Origin of the sequence: Arthrobacter tumbae (assembly GCF_016907495.1) — a bacterium.
Classification (GTDB): Bacteria; Actinomycetota; Actinomycetes; order Actinomycetales; family Micrococcaceae; genus Arthrobacter_D; species Arthrobacter_D tumbae.
Map to the genome: position 1 here is coordinate 832120 of NZ_JAFBCC010000001.1, position 17554 is coordinate 849673.

At 66.5% G+C, this 17554-nt stretch carries 17 protein-coding genes; 5 read left to right on the top strand and 12 right to left on the bottom strand.

Features of this window, described 5'->3' with window-relative positions:
* Positions 1-41: 41 nt before the first annotated feature.
* On the bottom strand, positions 42-1697 hold the full coding sequence (locus JOD47_RS03995; protein ID WP_204532138.1) for a DUF7059 domain-containing protein: 1656 nt from the start codon (positions 1695-1697) through the stop codon (positions 42-44).
* Between the two features lie 47 nt (positions 1698-1744).
* Between JOD47_RS03995 and JOD47_RS04000 the strand changes: the two genes are divergently transcribed.
* Positions 1745-2209: a hypothetical protein gene (locus tag JOD47_RS04000; RefSeq protein WP_204532139.1), complete on the top strand. Its 465-nt coding sequence runs from the start codon at positions 1745-1747 to the stop codon at positions 2207-2209.
* 187 nt (positions 2210-2396) lie between these two features.
* Positions 2397-3512 carry a PheS-related mystery ligase SrmL gene (gene srmL, locus JOD47_RS04005; protein WP_204532141.1) on the top strand — a complete coding sequence of 372 codons (1116 nt, stop codon included), beginning with the start codon at positions 2397-2399 and terminating at the stop codon, positions 3510-3512.
* Between the two features lie 65 nt (positions 3513-3577).
* On the opposite strand, the gene trhO is transcribed toward srmL, so the two are convergent.
* A complete protein-coding gene (trhO, locus tag JOD47_RS04010) occupies positions 3578-4495 on the bottom strand; it encodes an oxygen-dependent tRNA uridine(34) hydroxylase TrhO (RefSeq protein WP_204532143.1) in 918 nt (305 codons plus the stop codon).
* 97 nt (positions 4496-4592) lie between these two features.
* Between trhO and JOD47_RS04015 the strand changes: the two genes are divergently transcribed.
* Both JOD47_RS04015 and sftH read left to right on the top strand, forming a co-directional pair.
* The gene (locus JOD47_RS04015) at positions 4593-5243 is read left to right on the top strand and encodes a GNAT family N-acetyltransferase (RefSeq protein WP_204532145.1); all 651 of its coding nucleotides are present in this window, start codon (positions 4593-4595) and stop codon (positions 5241-5243) included.
* 27 nt (positions 5244-5270) lie between these two features.
* Positions 5271-7625 carry a DEAD/DEAH box helicase gene (gene sftH / locus JOD47_RS04020; protein ID WP_204532147.1) on the top strand — a complete coding sequence of 785 codons (2355 nt, stop codon included), beginning with the start codon at positions 5271-5273 and terminating at the stop codon, positions 7623-7625.
* Positions 7626-7636: 11 nt separating this feature from the next.
* Here the strand turns inward: sftH and JOD47_RS04025 are convergent, their stop codons facing one another.
* The 7 genes from JOD47_RS04025 to ssd form a co-directional block, all read right to left on the bottom strand.
* Complete coding sequence (locus tag JOD47_RS04025) at positions 7637-8008, bottom strand: Rv3654c family TadE-like protein (protein WP_204532149.1); 372 nt, start codon at positions 8006-8008, stop codon at positions 7637-7639.
* Positions 8005-8313 carry a TadE family type IV pilus minor pilin gene (locus JOD47_RS04030; RefSeq protein WP_204532151.1) on the bottom strand — a complete coding sequence of 103 codons (309 nt, stop codon included), beginning with the start codon at positions 8311-8313 and terminating at the stop codon, positions 8005-8007. Before JOD47_RS04030 ends, JOD47_RS04025 begins: the two co-directional genes overlap by 4 nt.
* Before the next feature lie 65 nt (positions 8314-8378).
* Positions 8379-8705 carry a DUF4244 domain-containing protein gene (locus JOD47_RS17440; RefSeq protein ID WP_239548292.1) on the bottom strand — a complete coding sequence of 109 codons (327 nt, stop codon included), beginning with the start codon at positions 8703-8705 and terminating at the stop codon, positions 8379-8381.
* 225 nt (positions 8706-8930) lie between these two features.
* On the bottom strand, positions 8931-9392 hold the full coding sequence (locus JOD47_RS04040; RefSeq protein ID WP_204532153.1) for a type II secretion system F family protein: 462 nt from the start codon (positions 9390-9392) through the stop codon (positions 8931-8933).
* A 98-nt stretch (positions 9393-9490) separates the two neighbouring features.
* Complete coding sequence (locus JOD47_RS04045) at positions 9491-10078, bottom strand: type II secretion system F family protein (RefSeq protein ID WP_204532162.1); 588 nt, start codon at positions 10076-10078, stop codon at positions 9491-9493.
* A gap of 139 nt (positions 10079-10217) precedes the next feature.
* Positions 10218-11408 (bottom strand): TadA family conjugal transfer-associated ATPase, encoded by a 1191-nt coding sequence (locus JOD47_RS04050; RefSeq protein ID WP_239548005.1) that lies wholly within the window; start codon positions 11406-11408, stop codon positions 10218-10220.
* Entirely contained in the window at positions 11405-12472 is a 1068-nt protein-coding gene (ssd, locus tag JOD47_RS04055) for a septum site-determining protein Ssd (protein WP_204532164.1), read from the bottom strand. Before ssd ends, JOD47_RS04050 begins: the two co-directional genes overlap by 4 nt.
* 169 nt (positions 12473-12641) lie before the next feature.
* Between ssd and JOD47_RS04060 the strand changes: the two genes are divergently transcribed.
* On the top strand, positions 12642-14348 hold the full coding sequence (locus tag JOD47_RS04060; protein ID WP_372432786.1) for a bifunctional 3'-5' exonuclease/DNA polymerase: 1707 nt from the start codon (positions 12642-12644) through the stop codon (positions 14346-14348).
* On the opposite strand, the gene JOD47_RS04065 is transcribed toward JOD47_RS04060, so the two are convergent.
* From JOD47_RS04065 to JOD47_RS17445, 3 genes are read right to left on the bottom strand one after another with little or no spacing between them, the layout of a single operon-like run.
* Positions 14349-15032, bottom strand: coding sequence for an NUDIX hydrolase (locus JOD47_RS04065; RefSeq protein ID WP_204532167.1), 684 nt, complete (start codon positions 15030-15032; stop codon positions 14349-14351). It lies immediately after the preceding gene.
* Positions 15029-15808, bottom strand: coding sequence for an endonuclease III (nth, locus tag JOD47_RS04070; RefSeq protein WP_307836191.1), 780 nt, complete (start codon positions 15806-15808; stop codon positions 15029-15031). The genes JOD47_RS04065 and nth overlap by 4 nt, the downstream gene beginning before the upstream one ends.
* Positions 15809-15848: 40 nt before the next feature.
* Positions 15849-17426: a hypothetical protein gene (locus tag JOD47_RS17445; protein WP_239548006.1), complete on the bottom strand. Its 1578-nt coding sequence runs from the start codon at positions 17424-17426 to the stop codon at positions 15849-15851.
* Between the last annotated feature and the right edge of the window lie 128 nt (positions 17427-17554).

Consider the following 17554-nt stretch of genomic DNA (forward strand, 5'->3'; position numbering starts at 1 on the left):
GGGCGTCCTGCCCTTCTCAGTATGCGGTACGCCTACCTGCACTAGGGTAACGGCTTGGCCGGAGACACCGGTTCGGGGACGAGGAAGCCGTCTGCAACGAGGTTACGCACTTCCTCCAGCAGGGCCGCAGCGAAGGCGTCGTCGTCGCGGTCCAGCAGCGCCGCAAGGGCACCGATGATCTGGCCGGCGGTGAGGTCGCCGTCGCACGCTGACACGAATCCGGCCAGCTCCGTGCTGAGCAGGGTGGTGCGTCGGAATCCTGCGCCCTGCCGGAGCAGGATCACGCCGGGATGCTCAGCTCCCGGGCGCTGGTGCCGCTCTTCGGTGACGTCGTCGGCGACGAGCAGGTGTTCGCCGGTCAGGTCAGGGCAGCCGCCAAGCCAGTCGTGTCGTTCAACGGCTGACACGAGATGCGGTCCGATGGGCTGTTCAAGTTCGTAGGTGACTTCCTCGAACCGGCGGAGCGTCGCCGGACCGCCTGCGTTCCGCAGCCACACCATACCGAATCCGATGTGTTCGACGGAACGGGAGGCGAAGTCGGCGAGGTAGTCCCTGAACCGTTCGGCGAACCGGGCGGGGTTCCGGTTCTCCGCAGCATCGCGCAGCCAGGTCTCGGCGTAATGGGTGGGCGTGAGCTGCTCCCGCTGGACGATCCAGGCGTCCGTGGTTTCCGGCAGCCAGCCCGCAATCCGGCTCTGCCAGGTGGAACCGTTCGGGATCTCCCAGTTTCCCAGGAGCTGCGCTGATCCGCCCGGAGCGAGAACGGATGGAATGTCCTGCAGCAGTGAGGAGACGATGTCGTCGCCGGCAAGGCCGCCGTCCCGGTAGGTGAACTGCTCGTCCGTTGTTTCGCTGGAGCGCCGGGGCGTGATGACGAATGGCGGGTTGGATACCACCTGATCGTACGTCCCGCCGCTCACCGGCTCCAGCAGACTACCCAGCCGAAGTGAGACCCGGGCCTCGAGGTTGGCCGGATCGATCCCCAGTGCCGGGGCGTTGAGCAGCAGGTTGAACCGCGTGACCGCGAGCGCACGTTCCGAGACGTCGGTCGCTGTGACGTGCTGCGCATGCGCGAGGAGGTGGAAGGTCTGGATTCCGCAGCCGGTGCCAAGGTCCAGAGCGCGGCCCACCGGTGTTCGCGCGGCGAACTGTGCGAGGGTCAGCGACGCCCTGCCGATCCCCAGCACATGGTCTGTCCGCAGGACACCCGGCCGCACATGGGATCCGAGGTCCGACGCAACCCAGATTTCGCCTCCGGTGTCGGATGAGTAGGGGCGGAGGTCCATCAGGGCGCGGAGACCGCCGTCGTACTCTTCCACCAGTCCCAACGCGTGCAGCCCGTCGGCGCCGACCGACGGAAGCGCGCCGTCCATCAAGGCGGTGGGCAGCGCCTCACCGAGCAGGAAAACCAGTACGACGGCGGCAAGCCGGCTTCCTGCGCTGTCCTGTTCTGCGCTGTCCTGTTCTGCGCTGTCCTGCCTTTCGGTGCGCTGTTCTTCGGTGCGCTGGGCGGCGCGCGCAGCCAGGAGAGCCGGCACCGTCTGGTCCCGCTCCAGCGCTGCGTAGGCATCAGTGCCCACGAGGGCAGCCACGCCGTCGACCGTGTAGCACGCCGCCGTCAGGTCCGCGGCGAGACGGTTGAGCAGATCCTGGTCATCGCTGCGCGGGGTGTGGGGTACTGCGGCGAAAGTGGACACGGAGCAAGCCTATTGGGCGGGAACCTTCCGTGCTGTTTACTGAGCGCATGGGAATTCAAACGCAGCGGGTCGTGCTCGCAGTCTCCGGCCTTCTTGTTGCCTTGATGACCAGCGCCTGCACACCTTCCGCCGTGGACCCCGCCGAGGTTGACCCGGCGTCGATGGACGTCGAATCCTGGTCGCAGTCAGTGTTGGGGATGGAACGCGGCATGTCTTTCGCCGGCAGGCATCAGGGGGCCGCGGCGAGCGGTGGGTCGTTCTACGACGTCGAACCGGGGTGGTATGAGGTCACCATGGCGTGTGCGGGCGGAGACGCCATGGCCTTGGAGCTACTTGCAGACGGAACGACTCTCAGCAACGGCACCACCAGCTGCGACAGCCCCGCGGTGACAGCACATATAGAGCTTCGTGCGGCAGCGGACGAGCTCACCCTGCGGGCCAGCAACTCCGGTGCGGAAATGCTGTGGACCGTGGGGCTGGTTCCCGGCGGAAAGCCGGGCGGCGCACCGTAGCGTTCCGCTCCAAGATGTCCTCGCGTACCATGGACCCATGCACGCGCATCAGCGATTTACCAGCCCCCGGCCGCCTGTCGGCCGTGAGGGCTCTACGCTGCGCGTCTAACTACAGCTAGGTCCACACGGTGTCCGCGGCCGGGGGTTTCCACCACCTCCCCGCCAGACACTTTCCGAAGGACCAGCCATGTACCTTTCCATTCCCCAACTCACCTCTGCCCTGTCCATCCGCGACCTCACCGATCCGGAACAGGGACCTCACGCGCTGCAGGACCTGCTCGACGGCGTCATCACCTCGTTGACGCAGGCCTGGGACATTCCCGCCGAAGTGCATCGGACAACTGGCCTCGTCGCCACGGCCGACAATTACGACCGGTTGGGCTACGCGCCGGACGACGTCACCAGGGACGCCCGGTACTCGCGCCACGCCAGCCCCACGGTGATGCTCCGAAGCCACACGTCGGCCGGGATCCCCGCCGTTCTTGATTCCCTCGCAGACATCGAGCAACCGTACGACCGGCTCCATGTCCTTCCCGGCTTGGTCTACCGCCGCGATGCGGTGGATCGCACGCACGTCGGCACACCGCACCAGGTTGACCTGTGGCGCCTGAAGGCGCGTGGGCTGCTGGCTGAGGCTGACCTGCGCAGTATGGCCTCCGCCGTGGTCGAGGCGGTCCTGCCCGGTGCTCGCTGGCGGGCCGTACCCGCTGACCATTCCTATACGTCGCACGGCATGCAGATCGACGTCGAGACACCCGCCGGGTGGCTGGAACTGGCTGAGTGCGGCCTGGTGCGCGCGCGGATCCTCCGCAATTCGGGGTTGGACCCGCGTCGCTGGACCGGCCTCGCGCTCGGGATGGGGCTGGACCGGGCGCTGATGCTGCGGAAGGGTGTGGACGACATCCGGCTGCTGCGATCGCCCGACCCCCGCATTTGCGCGCAGATGCGGGACCTGGAGCCGTGGCGTCCCGTCTCCCTCATGCCCGCCGTCCGGCGGGATCTTTCGATCCTTTGCCGTCCCGACGCAGATGAGGAAACGCTGGGTGATGCGGCTCGCGAAGCACTCGGCCCGGAGGCGGATGTCCTGCAGTCGCTGGTGATCCGCGCCCGCACGCCGGTGGAACAGCTGCCGACTGCCGCCGTCGTCCGTCTTGACGCCCAGCCGGGGCAGGTGAACCTGCTGGTACGCCTGACGCTGCAGGCACTCGACCGGACGCTGACCGATGCCGAAGCGAACGCGTTGCGGGACCGCGTGTACCTTGCGCTCCACGAGGGACAGGTGCTTGAGCTGGCGGCCGGGTGAGAGCCGGCGCCTGAGGGTGACCGACGGAGAACCCGGCGAAGCCCAACCGGGAAGTGCCGCTGAGCTCAGGCGGCGCCGACCGCGGTGGCTTCCGCCTCATCCGTCTCGCACCCCTGGGGGCAGCGAAGCGTGGCGGGGTCGGAGGCACACTGGGCGCAGTACAGCGTCAGGTTCCGGCAGGTCAGGTTCGAGCAGTTCTCAAACTTGTTGGTGGGCGCGGAGCAGCGGACGCACTTGCCGATCGTCTTGGCGTCCTTGCTGAACTCAACATGCATGCGCTTGTCGAAGACGTACAGTGAGCCTTCCCAGAGGCCTGCATCCCCATACGTTTCCCCATAGCGCACAATGCCGCCCTGCAGCTGGTACACCTCGTTGAATCCACGGTTGACCATGAGGCTGGAGAGCACCTCGCAGCGGATGCCGCCGGTGCAGTATGTGACTACCGGTTTGTCCTTGAGGTGGTCGTACTTCCCCGAATCGAGTTCGCGCACGAAGTCGTGGGTGGTGTCCACTTGCGGGACGATCGCGTTCCGGAATTTGCCGATCTGCGCTTCGAGGGCATTGCGGCCGTCGAAGAAGACGACGTCGTCGCCACGTTCGCTGACCAGCTGATGCACCTGTTCGGGCTTGAGATGGGTACCGCCGCCCACCACGCCGTTCTCATCCACCTTCAGCTCCCCCGGTGCGCCGAAGGACACGATCTCCTCGCGGACCTTGATACTGAGCCGCGGAAAGTCTTCTGCCCCGCCGTCGGACCATTTGATGTCCATCTTCTTGAAAGCGGGGTACTCCCGGGTTGCTTTCACGTATTGCTTGACCGCGTTCAGTTCCCCGCCGACGGTGCCGTTGATGCCGTCCTTCGAGATGAGGATGCGGCCGCGGAGCCCCCATTTTTCACACAGGGCGCGCTGCCAGAGCCGCACCGCTTCGGGATCGGGCAGCGGGGTGAACGCGTAATACAGGACAATCCGGTTCATTGACACGCATTCAAGGGTACCGGCGGGCGCCCGCGAGGTCTCAAATCGGCAACCTCTTCCCCGGGCTATGTCTTTACGGCCTGGTCCCCACTATCGTTCAGGCATGGGAGCCGCTCTTTCCGAACAACTTGTCCGCACGTGGGTTTCCGGCTGGGCAAAATGTCGCGGTTACACGCCGCAGGACAACGGGAGCAGCCTGTCCGTTCTACTCACGGACCAGCAGAACCACCTCGAAACCATCGTCTACGAGCCCACGATCAGCGAATTGCTCGAGCTCGCCGGGGAGACTCGTGAAGATCCCTTCCGTGTGCTGACCGTCGTCACCAACCGCTCGCAGGACCTCATTGATGCCGCGGCTCCCCTCGGCATGCGGGTCACTGACCGCCAGCAGGCTCTGATGTGTGCAGATATGGACGGCCAGGACGTCGAAGACCCCCGCCCTCCCGACGACGAGTTCAAACTCGAGCACATCCGCGAGGATGGCTGCAGGCGTGTTTCCGTGACCGTGGACGGTGAGGAGGCTGCCCGGGGTTCGGTGGCCAAACAGGATGAACACGCTGTCTATGACCGCATCATCACTTCTCAGCAATACCGGCGGCGGGGCCTTGGCAGCTTTGTCATGCGCGCGCTGACCGCCGACATTCTGGAAGACGATGTCGAAACCGGACTGCTGATGGCCTCAGAGGAGGGACGCCAGCTGTACCAGTACCTGGGCTGGACCCACCTGGCTGATGCTTTTGTGATCCGCCGCTGATTTGTGCCGGGGTGACAAAATGGCCGGGTGGCTGCCCATGATTCCCTGATTCCGCTGCTCGGCGGTGGAGATCCCGAGCAGCTTGTTCATGTGAGGGAGCTTCCCGCCCGCGATGCGGTGCACAGTCCATGGCCGGCGTGGGTCCATCCCGAGGTGGTGGAGGCCTATCAGGCCCGGGGAATCGTAGAGCCGTGGAAGCACCAAAGTGCTGCGGCGGATGCCGCTCACGCAGGGTCTCACGTGGTCATCGCCACGGGTACTGCCTCGGGCAAGTCGCTCAGCTACCAGCTGCCGGTCCTTGACGCCATCCACCGGTCGGCGCTTGAGGAGAAGGTGTCGCTTGAGCCGGCCGGCACCGTCGCACTGTATCTCTCGCCGACCAAAGCGCTGGCCGCTGACCAGCTGTCTGCCATCACTTCCCTTGGATTGGCCACGGTCCGCGCAGACACGTACGACGGCGACACCGACTCTGGCGCCCGCCGCTGGATCCGTGACCACGCCAACCTGGTTCTGGCGAACCCGGACATGCTTCACTACGGAATCCTGCCGAATCACGCGTGGTGGGCGCGGTTCTTCCGGCGTCTTACCTATGTGATCGTGGACGAAGCACACAGCTACCGCGGTGTCTTCGGATCCCACGTCGCCAACCTGTTGCGGAGGCTTCGACGCGTCTGTGCCTACTACGGTGCGGAACCCGTCTTCATCGGAGCGTCAGCGACATCCGCCGCTCCCGCGGAGTCCTTCGGGAAGCTGATCGGCGCTCCGGTTCAAGCCTTCACCGAGGACACGTCGCCGCACGGGGCGACGACGGTGGCTTTCTGGGAGCCGCAGTTGACCGATCTTCGGGGCGAGAACGGCGCCCGACAGCGCCGGACGGTCATTGCCGAGACCTCCGATCTACTGGCCAACCTGGTCTCGGCGCACGTTCGGACCATCGCCTTCATCAAGTCGCGCCGGGGAGCCGAGAGCATCGCGGCGAACACCAAGCGGCTGCTCAGCGAAGTGGATCCCACGCTGCCGGGGCGCGTCGCGGCCTATCGGTCGGGGTACCTGCCCGAGGAGCGCCGCCAGTTGGAGGGTGCGCTGCGGTCCGGCCGGTTGCTGGGTGTGGCGAGTACATCCGCACTGGAGCTGGGAATCGACATTTCGGGTCTGGATGCCGTCCTTGTGGCCGGCTGGCCGGGCACCCGTGCATCCCTGCTGCAGCAGATCGGCCGGGCCGGACGATCGGGTCAGGACGCACTCGCCGCCTTCGTGGCCAGTGACGATCCGCTGGACACCTATCTGGTGCACCACCCCGAGGCGGTGTTCGACGTGGGCGTTGAGGCAACGGTGTTTGATCCCGCCAACCCCTACGTTCTGGGGCCGCACCTCTGTGCGGCAGCGGCGGAGCTGCCGCTGACGATTGAGGACCTTCCCCTCTTCGGGGATACCGCACCGGCGCTAATGGACAAGCTGGTGGACCAGGGGCTGCTGCGCAACCGCCCGGCAGGGTGGTTCTGGACACACCCGCAGAGTGCCGCAGGCATGGTGAACCTGCGGGCGGACGGCGGCGGTCCGATCAATATTATCGAGAGTGAAACCGGCACCGTTCTTGGAACCATGGATTCACCGCAGAGCCACTATCAGGCTCACACGGGCGCGGTCTATGTGCATCAGGGCCAGAGCTACGTGGTGGAGGAACTGAACGAGCAGGAGCACTGCGCCATCGTCAGTCGGTCCAATCCCGACTACTACACGCAGGCTCGCGACGTCACGCAGATTGAGGTGATTTCCGAGCTGCGCAACGTGCCGTGGGGCCCCATCCGGGTGTGTTTCGGGGAGGTCAAGGTGACCACCCAGGTGATCTCCTTCCAGCGCAAGGCATTTGTCTCGAACGAGATCCTCGGGGAGGAACCGCTGGAGCTTGGTGCGCGGGATCTCTTCACGAAGAGCGTCTGGTTCGAGTGCGATAACCGCTTGCTTGAGAGCAGCGGGATCAGCGTGGCTGATCTGCCCGGCGCTCTTCATGCCGCTGAGCATGCCGCGATTGGGCTGCTGCCGCTGGTCGCGTCGAGCGACCGATGGGACATCGGCGGAGTGTCGACGGCGCTCCATGCGGATACCGGGCTCCCCACCATCTTCGTTTACGACGGCCACCCCGGCGGCGCGGGCTTCGCTGAGCGGGGTTTTGAGGCGGCGAAGACGTGGCTCAGTGCCACAGCGGAGGCGATCCGCTCGTGTGAGTGCAACACAGGCTGCCCCTCCTGCGTTCAGTCGCCCAAGTGTGGCAACCGCAACAACCCGCTGAGCAAGAACGGCGCGCTTACCCTGCTCACCATGCTGCTGGCGCAGGCTCCGGACGGGGAGCCTGCGCCAGGCAAAAACATGTCGGACGGGTAATCCTCCTTCCGCTAGGGGTCTGGTGACGGTGGACCGGCTCGGGCCTGTCCCGTTGCCGGGGGAAGCGCAGGAATGGAATCGACCTCGGTGGAAACCTGAACGATGTGTCCTGATTCTCCCTCGATCGAGCACCCTGTCAGCCGGGCGTCCTGAAGGGAAGCGACCTCGGAGGCTACCGCGCAGGGGCTTCCGTCGCGGAGCCCTCGTGCAGCGTCAGCCCCCGCGAGTGCGGAAAGGTCCGCGGCCGTTGCTGCCCTCAAGGCTGCCACGGACGCCTGCGCGAACAGGACAACAACTGAGAGCAGCAGCAGGGCGGCCAGGGCGACGCCGGTCATCAAAGCGGTGCCGGCTCCTGATTCCTTGTCCGGTTCGATGCCCTTCATTCCTGCTCCGGCAGGGCGACCGCGCGGGCTGAGAGGTTGACGTCGAGCAACTCCAGCACGGGCACATCCACCGTGGTCTCGACGGTGACGGCACTATAGGAGCCGTTGGACTGGATCGCGATAGTCGCCTGCTCGCCTGCAATCCGCCGAACTGTGCCCTCGACGACGGCCGACGACTCGCCCCGCATGATCTCGCGTGCCCCTGCCCTCGCCGCTTCCTCGATCCGCAGCTGAGACAAGCCGAGTGCAGCAGCAGCGAGAACTACGGCCAGGACCACCACTACTGCCGGGAGTGCTACTGCCACCTCCGCCGTCACAGCTCCTGCGTCCCTGCGCTGCGCTACCCGCGGTCCAGTCCGTTCCACCCCCGTCAGCCGAAGCTGAGGGCGTTGGTGATCAGCGACATGAGCATTCCGCGGATCTCCCCACTGGAAAGGACTGCGACCAGAAGTGCCGCGAACCCCACAGCGGCCAGTGTGGCGATCGCGTACTCGGCGGTGGCCAGCCCTGCCTCGGACCGCATCAGCGCACGCCTTGTCCGGCGGTTGGTCCTGACGGGCTCGGGCCGCAGGGGCGTCACGGTGGCAAGTGGCCTCGCTTCCCCGGAGCATTCCTGCGGGTCCCCGGACCGGGCTGTTGCCGCGGTGTGAGTTGTTGCTGCGGTGTGGGCTGTTGCTGCGGTGGTGGAACCTGTCATGACGACTCCTTGGTTGATGGTTCTTCCGGTTGATCCTGACTGACGATTCAGCGGGTGCTGAACCGTTCGGACCGCTTCAGCGGCTGATTCGAGTCTTTCGCGCTGCCCGTCGGCCGGCCCATGAAGATGCCGGTAAGTGGAAAAGTGCAGCACTACCCTTCCGTTGTGGAGCACGAGACGAGCGGCGTGCGAGCGGTGGCCATGGCGATGGCGGTGAGCACACTGCTACGTGAAGGCCGGAAAGAGGCCCACCAGAATGGGAATGACGCCGAGGCAGACGAACGCCGGGAGGGAGCAGAGTCCGAGTGGCACAACGAGCCGCACGCCGAGAGCAGCGGCTCGCTGCTCTGCTTCCCGGTTTCTCCTCCGTCTGAACTGTGCAGCGTGCGCGGTGACCACAGCGGCCGACGGCGCCCCTGTTGTTCCGGCGAACCGTAGGGCATCTCCCAGTTCCTGGGCTGCCTTCACATCTTTCGTATGCGGGACTGCTGCCCACGCAACGTCCCAGGAGGCACCCAGATCCAGCGCAGTCTTGACGGCACTGAGGGAAGCGCCCACGGGGGCTGATGCCGACCGCGCAAGGACGTCGAGACCGCGGTCCAGCGATGAGCCGGCAGCAAGCATGGACGCCATCAGGTCCATCATCAGTGCTGGATCTTCCAGCCCGTCATCCTGAAGCCCGGCCACGTCTCCCTGTGCCACGCCCGGTGGAAGGGCACTCAGAGGCGGCGATCGATGGAGAACCCAGCAAGCAGCAAAGAGAAGCGCAGCGATCAGTGCACCGGTCATGTGCGATCGCCCGCCGCCGCCCGCACCAGCCTGCTCGACCAGATCCTGCCGATAACCATGAGTACAAAACCTGCACACAGTGCGGCGATGCCCGGCGCCGAACCGAGAAGGACAGCGAGGGGATCCACTCCTATCAGATAGCCCACCGCCAATCCGAACAGCGGAAGCCAGGAAAGCAGGCGGACCGTAGCCCTGGGTCCGGCGAGTGCCGTATCGCGGGCAGCATCAGAGTCGAGCCACGATTCGCGCTGCACCGCATAGCGGGCAAGGACGGCGGCGAGGGGTGCACCACTGCGCTCGGCGACCTCAAAGCAGGCAGCCAGGTCCTGCCAGAGTGGCCGCAACGCCGGATCCCTGGTGCGGGTTGCTGCCTCCCGCAAAACCTCCGGAACGCTGAGTCCGAGCTGTGCAGCCTGATGGGCGGAACTCAGCGCGGGCCTTGCTGCTGACGAGAACGCGGTTCCGGTACTGCCGCCATGCACGCTGAGCGCGTCTCCCCACAGCTGGGATGGCGTCCGTCCTGCCTGGAGCAGGCCGGTCAATTGATGGACGAACAGTGGGATTTCGTGTGGGTCAGTCTTCATTGGGCGCCTCGGGAAGAGGGCCGGAAGGGCAATGGGAAGGTTCCGGTGCAGCCGATCCGCGCTGCGCGGCGAGCGGCGGGGAAACGCCAGGACCCAGCACGCGGCAAAGAGCAGGCAGGCAACGAGCGCTCCGCTCATCTCAACGGCCCCGCTCGAGCTTCAGAGCCAGCGCCTCCCACGCCGGCCCGCGCTCCGATGCAGCTCCGTTTCGCGCGAGGGCAGTCCTCACCACCAGCTCACCATTCGCCGTCCTCTCAAGGACACCGATCTCGGAGACCGTGCGGCCGCTGCCTGCACGGATGACGTGGACGACGACGTCGAGAGCATTGGCCGCCTGTTGCGCCAGTGGTTGCGCTTCCATCCCGGCGAGGGCTGCGAGCGCGGAAAGCCGGGCAGGGACGCTTGCCGCGGAATTCGCGTGGATTGTTCCACCGGCGCCATCGTGCCCCGTGTTCATCGCCGCCAGGAGTTCGCGCACTTCGGCGCCGCGGCACTCCCCGACGATCAGCCTGTCCGGGCGCATTCGCAGCGCTTGACGAACCAGCTCGGCCAGGTCCACCGATCCGCTGCCTTCAAGGTTTCCGTGCCTGCTCTGAAGTCCGACGGCATGGGGATGCGCAGGGCTGAGCTCAGCGGAATCCTCGACCGTGACCAGCCGTTCGTGGGACCCGCTGAGCGACAATAGGGCAGCGAGCAGGGTGGTCTTCCCCGTGCCGGTAGCGCCGCTGATCAAAAAGTTCAGACGCTTGCTCACGATCCCGCGCAGTGCTGCGGACATCTGCGCGTCCAGCGCGCCGGAGGACACCAGTTCATCGAAGGAAAAGTGCCGTTGCCGCTGGATACGGATGGAGAGCAACGTCCCCGTTGTGGAGAGCGGCGGGAGGACCGCGTGCACCCGGAACCGGTCCAGCCGCACGTCCACGCAGGGGTTGCCGTCGTCCAGCCTGCGCCCGCCGGCCGCGATCAGCCGTGTGGCGAGTGCCCGCACGTCAGCATCACTGGAGAAGGTGAGGTCGGTGCGTTGCAAATTACCGCCGCTGTCCACCCAGACTGCGCCCGGCCCGTTGACGAGAATGTCGGTCACCGCCGGATCTTCCGCCAACCGTTGCAACGGACCGAGCCCCTGCAACTCCGCGCGGACGCGGTCGAGGGTACGGAAGGCACCCTCCGACCCCAGCAGCCGTCCGGTCGACTGAACTGCGGCGGCGAGCCTGGCTCCGGTGACGGGCTCTGCTTCGTTGAGCACGACGTCCCGTACCTGCGCGACCATGGCGGCGTCCGCCGGCAGGGCATCCGGACGGGCACGGCGGGCTCTGATGTGCTGGTTCATGCGACCGCCTTCAGCGGTCCGGGAAGCACAGCGCCGAGGACCGAGCGGCCGAACGAGCGAACGGCACGGTGGCGTGCCAGATCCAGAACCCTTCCCTGGTTTTCGCTGCCCACGGCGGCGCGAAGGTAGGGCAGATAGCCCGCGTTCGGCACGCCAACGGCATCTGCCACCCGATCCGGGTCGAGGTCCGGGCCCAGCGGCCCCCGGACGAGAGCCCGCACGGGCAACGGCTGCAGCTGCGCCACCAGCGCGCGGGCAGCCGAAATAGCCCGGACACGACCGGGTACAACAATGAGGACACTGTCACAGTAGGGAAGCAGTGATCCGTCAGCCGACCATCCTCGCGCCACATCGACCACCGTCAGCTTGAACGCTCCCCGCGCCGCCTCCATGATGGGCGGCACCGCCGCTGATGCCAGGATGCCCGGCGCAGGTGGTTCGGTGCCCATGGACAGTAGCGAGAAGCCGCCGAGTGACGGCAGAGCATGAATCAGCTGCTCCGGGTTCAAGGTCCCGCGTACTTCCCCAAGGTCCGGCCACCGTACGCCGGGCACCGACTCGCCGCCGAGGGAGAGCTCGAGCCCACCACCGAACGGATCACCGTCCACGAGTAGCGGGTTCAGGTCCCGTGACACCGCGGAAGCAGCAAGCAAGGCGCTAATGGTGCTCACGCCTGTTCCTCCGACGGCACCCAGAACACCGACGACCGTCCCCTCATCACGGACACGCTGCAGCATACCCAGGTGCTCAGCGAGCCACCCGGCAGCATGAGGAAGGATGGCCACCCGATCGGCATTGCACCGCGAAGCTGCCGTCCACGCTGCGGCCTCATCACTGTCAAGACCGACGATGATCACGGCGCAACCGGAGACAGTGTGCCGCGCATTGTCGCTGTCCAGCAGCGCGACGGCGGGACGTAACGCCAGCGCCTCGCTCACCGTGGAAGCGCTCGCGAGGGCGAGACCCGCAGCAACCGCCACCCGCGCCACTTCATCGCGGATGCGTTGTGAGGAGGTGACCAGCACGACGGCGGCCGATTCAGCGGCCGGGATCCAGGAAGACATACGGCCAGCCTGCTCCCAAGAGTCCACCGAATGCGGCCCGTGGCGGCGTATGTGGATATCTTCAGCAGAAGTGCAGGAGTTGTGCGACCTGCCGCCGTCTTTCGGTGGACAACACAAGCAGTGGCGAGCGAAGCAGTAGAGACCGAAGCAGTGGGCAACAATAGGAGACGTGTATATCGTCCTTGCACCGCCGTCGAGCGGGCAGCGCATGAGCGGAGTGGACGATGCCCAGGCAGCGTTTGTGCCGGTGGACTCAGCGGGAGCACCCACGGCAGACGCCGTCGTTGTTCCGCTAGCGCAGCTCGGTGAGACTGTACGGGAACTGGAGCGGCCAGGGGTCCGCTGGGTGTGGGACGGCACCCGCGCCTGGTACCCGCGCCTGCTCGCTGCCGGCGTCACCGTTGAGCGTTGCCACGACGTCGCGCTCAGCCGGGAGATCCTTCGCCACTCCCCCTCCTGCGCAGGAACGGAATACGGGAGCCACCTGCAGTTCCGCCCCGATGAGGCCGAGGATGCCAACCCCGCCCGGGCTCTACCGCCGGTGGCAGCGTCGCCGCTTCAGGGCAGCCTGTTCGAGGCGGCACAGCCTGCCAGCGGCGCTGATGCACTTCAGGTAGTGGCAGAATTCGCTGCGCAACAGCAGGCGCTCAAAAACAGCGACCGCCCAGCGCAGTTGGCCCTGCTGGTCGCAGCGGAGTCCGCCGGTGCCCTGGTCGCCGCCGAGATGGAGTTCCACGGCATTCCGTGGCGCGCCGACCTGCACGATGAGCTGCTCACCTCCCAGCTCGGGCCCCGACCGCGGGAAGGCCACCGCCCTGCGGAGCTTGAGCGCCTGGCGGGTGAGCTGCGCGCGGCTCTCGACAACCCCCGGTTCAACCCGGATTCCCCGCAGGAGCTGCTGCGTGCGTTGCACCGGGCGGGCATCGAGGTGTCCTCGACGAGGTCCTGGGAACTCCAGCGCCACTCTCATCCCGCCATTGCGCCGCTGCTGAAGTACAAGAAGCTCTCCCGCCTCCTCACCGCCAATGGCTGGACCTGGCTGGATACCTGGGTACATGGCGGCAGGTTCCGTCCCGAGTACATTGTGGGTGGCAGCATGTCCGGACGCTGGGCGTCCAACGGCGGCGGCGCCCTGCAGATCCCGCATCAGGTGCGTGATGCCGTCCGGCCGGACCCAGGCCACGTACTGATTGTTGCTGATGCCGCACAACTTGAACCACGGGTCCTTGCTGCGCTGGGCAGGGATTCCGCGCTGGCGACGGCCGGCCGCGGGCTGGACCTGTATCAGGGCATTGCGGACCAGGGCTTCGGCGGCGACCGCGCCAAGGCCAAGGTCGCAATGCTCGGAGCCATGTACGGCGCCACCACCGGCGAATCCGGCCGTCTGATGCCCCAGCTGACCCGCACCTATCCGCAGGCGATCTCCGTGGTCGAGGCGGCGGCACGCACCGGTGAGGCGGGCGGCGTCGTCGCAAGTTTCCTCGGCCGGGGCTGCCCTCCGCCGTCGGAACGGTGGCTCGCAGCGCAGCGCACCAGCAGCGCCGCCGAGCAGCAACGTGCCGATTCCCTTGCCCGCTCACGCGGCCGCTTCACACGCAACTTCGTGGTCCAGGCCACTGCCGCGGAATGGGCGCTGTGCTGGCTGGCAGAATTACGACGCCGGTTGCGCGCCGACACTCCCGACTACGCCGGTGCGCACATCGTCTTCTTCCTGCATGACGAGGTGATGCTCCATGTCCCGGCCGAGCTGACCGATCAGGTAGCTGCCATGGTCACCGAGGCCGCACGGTCCGCCGCACACCTGATGTTCGGCCAGATCCCAGTGGAGTTCCCCGTGAATGTTGTGGTGGTGGACTCCTACGCCGACGCGAAGTAACTAAATCGGCGCGTCCCGCTCCCGGGCCTCGTCCCAGGGCTGGGTCCACCCCAGTCCGTCGAAGAGCCGTGACAGCAGGAGGCCGGTGAAACCCCAGATGGTGATGCCGTCGATGGTGAAGGCAGGCGTGCTGTGCGTGCGACCGTTCCGCCTGACCACCGCCGTGAACCGCACCTCATCCGAGAGCAGGTCGGCCACCGGCGCACGGAACACATGGGAAGACTCGGCGTGGTCCACCACGCGCACCGGGGTGGGGGACGCCCACCATCCGAGCACCGGCGTCACCAGGTAGTTGCTGACGGGCAGGCCGACCACCGGCAGCGCGCCCAGGATCTCGACACCCGCCGGATCCAGTCCCGTCTCTTCCTCTGCCTCACGAAGGGCAGCAGCGGCAGGGCTGGCGTCGTCGTCGTCGATCTTTCCGCCGGGAAACGCCACCTGGCCGGGATGGTTGCGCAACGTTCCCGCGCGGGTCACAAACAAAACGTCCAGATCGTCCGGAACGGCAGCGGAGTGGGTTCTGGCGGGTCTGTCGTCGAGGTGTCCGAAGAGGATCAGCACGGCGGCTGGTCGCGCGGTTTCGAGATCGATTCCGCCCAGCTGCCAGGACTCGGTGGTGTCCGCACCAGGGCCGATGGGAGCTGCCCCGTCCGCGAACGCTTTGAGCTGGGTGTAAGCGCTCATGCGCTCAACGTGTGGCCGGCAGCCAGCAGCTCGGCGCGGGACGCGCCTTCCAGCATGCGTCGGTGAAGATCCTCTCGCCCGGGAGCGAGCTCGTACTTGAGCAGCTTCCGTGCCTTCTCCGGATCCACCTCGCCCTCGCCGTAGGAGGGACAGAGCGAGGCCACCGGGCAGGCACCGCACGCCGGCTTCTTGGCATGGCAGATGCGGCGTCCGTGGAAGATGACCCGGTGCGAGAGCATGGTCCAGTCTTTCCGCTCGAAGAGAGCGGCGACGTCGGACTCCACCTTCACCGGGTCCTCCTCGGTGGTCCAGCCGAAACGGCGGGACAGCCGCCCAACATGGGTATCGACTGAGACGCCGGGAATCCCGAAGGCGTTCGCGAGAACCACGTTGGCGGTCTTGCGCCCGACGCCCGGGAGCGTGACGAGGTCTTGCAGACGGCCGGGCACGTCCCCGTCGAATTCATCAACGATCTTGGTGGCGAGCGCGAGAAGGCTCCTCGACTTGGCCCGGAAGAACCCCGTGGGACGAATCATGTCCTGGAGTTCATCTTCCGCGGCTTCGGCGAGGCTGCGCGCGTCGGGGTAACGCGCAAACAGGGCAGGAGTGGTCAGGTTGACGCGGACATCGGTGGTCTGCGCGGACAGGACCGTTGCAACCAGCAGCTCGAACGGGTTGCGGAAGTCCAGTTCCGCAACGGCGTAGGGGTAGGTTTCGGCCAGGATCCGGTGGATCTTCCGCGCGCGGCGCTTCAGGGCAATGGGCGATACGTCCACGCTGGCCCGTCCTTCCTCGTAGTTCCAGCCGGCCCCGTTGCTAGCTCTCGGTAGGCGCGCGCTCGATGTTCCGCAGGTCCCGCATGACGCCGGTACGGCCAGTGCGCTTGTCCTGGACCAGGAATTCGTGTCCGCGGTCCTCGATGCCCACTTCCCAGTCGCCGGGCTGGAGCACGAAGAGCGGCGCACCGGTCTGCTCGTCAACCACTGAGCGGGGTGTACCGACGGCGAACCAGAAAGCCTCAAGCATGGGCTCGTCATCGTCCGCGTCGCGGGTAGCCGAGATGGACTCCGTACGCGGGTGCGAGGAATGCTCATCCGCAGTGTCCTTGTGACGCTGGACGACAGGGTGCGCCGCCGTTCTATCCGGCGCGGTTTCCTCGACTCTGGGCTGCGCGGCGGTGGCAGCGGGGCCCGCGGATTCTGCGGGCGCGGCGGGGTCGGTGTGCGTCTGGGACCCGGTGTGCGTCTGGGGATCAGCAGGCGCGGCCTGTGTCTCGGAAGCGCGCGTCTCGGAGCTAGCGGAAGCGGCAGGCGCAGCGGACTCCGCGGGAGCCTCGGAGCCGGCATGCTCCTTCGAAGCTGCGGGCGCGGCGGACTTTGCCGAAGCATCAGCGCTACTGTCCGCCTGCACACCCGAGGCATGATCGGCGCTCGGCTGCGCGGCCGTTGCCTGGGCTTCAGCAGGGGCCGTTGCAGACGCTTCAGCGCGCGCAGAAGAGCTCGCGGGCTGATGGCCTGAATCCTGCGCTGAGAATTCTCGCGCTGAACGATTCTGCACGGAAAGATCCGGTGAGGCACCCGCACCCTGGCCTGCTGCAAAACCCGCGACGGCGTAGCCGGCGCTGTATCCGGCGCTGCTCGGACCACTCGCGGTTGATTCCCCTGAAGAGGATGGGCTGCTCCAGCCGCTGACCTTCTCCGCCGGCACCGGCTTGGGCGGGCGCTGCTTCGCGGGCAGTGCTTCCCTGGCAATGGGATGCGCGGACGACGACGGACGGCCGGCGAAGTCGGGCTTGAACACGCCGATATGCGGACCACCGACTGTGGCCACCAGGAATCCGACGGATCCGAGTAGCGCAATCAGCGCACCGATCTCGAACGTCGTGACCGTCTGGAGGAAGAAGAAGGCGGCAGCAAAGGCCGCCGCAACCGAAGCGAACTGGTCCACGGAGAGAGAACCGACACGCAGCCGCTTGCTGCCCTGGCGGCGGGCCACCAGCAGCGCCAGCGCGGCGACCGGCAGCAGAATGCCGATGCCCAGGAAGAAGAGGGAGAACGTGCGCCACAGGTTGACGCCGTCCACAAACGGCAGAATGGTTCCGACAAACATCACCAGCACGGAGACACCGATGACGGTCTCACGCAGGGTGAAGGGACCGGCCACTGCCTCTGGTCCGGTGTGTCCGGTGTGTCCGGCGGACGGGGAGGCATCAGCAGGGGTTTCGGACCGGCCGGATTGCTGCACCGGCGAGCTATGCGCGGTGTCTGCGCCGCCGTCGTACTGGCGCTGTTCGGTCATGTCTGGATTCTCCGTTTCATAACGGCGGTGGGTGCCGCAGTCGAAGGTGCCGAGGGCGTTGAGCCGGATTCGGATTTCTTTGACAACCCTAGTCAACGCCCACTTCCTTTCCTACCAATGATGGGACATGTCTGGGCCGCGCGCCCACCGCTCATCGCAGAATCCGTGCCTTTCGCATCTGCCGTGTGACCGGGCGCACACGGTTTGGGGGAGGTCCCCACTAC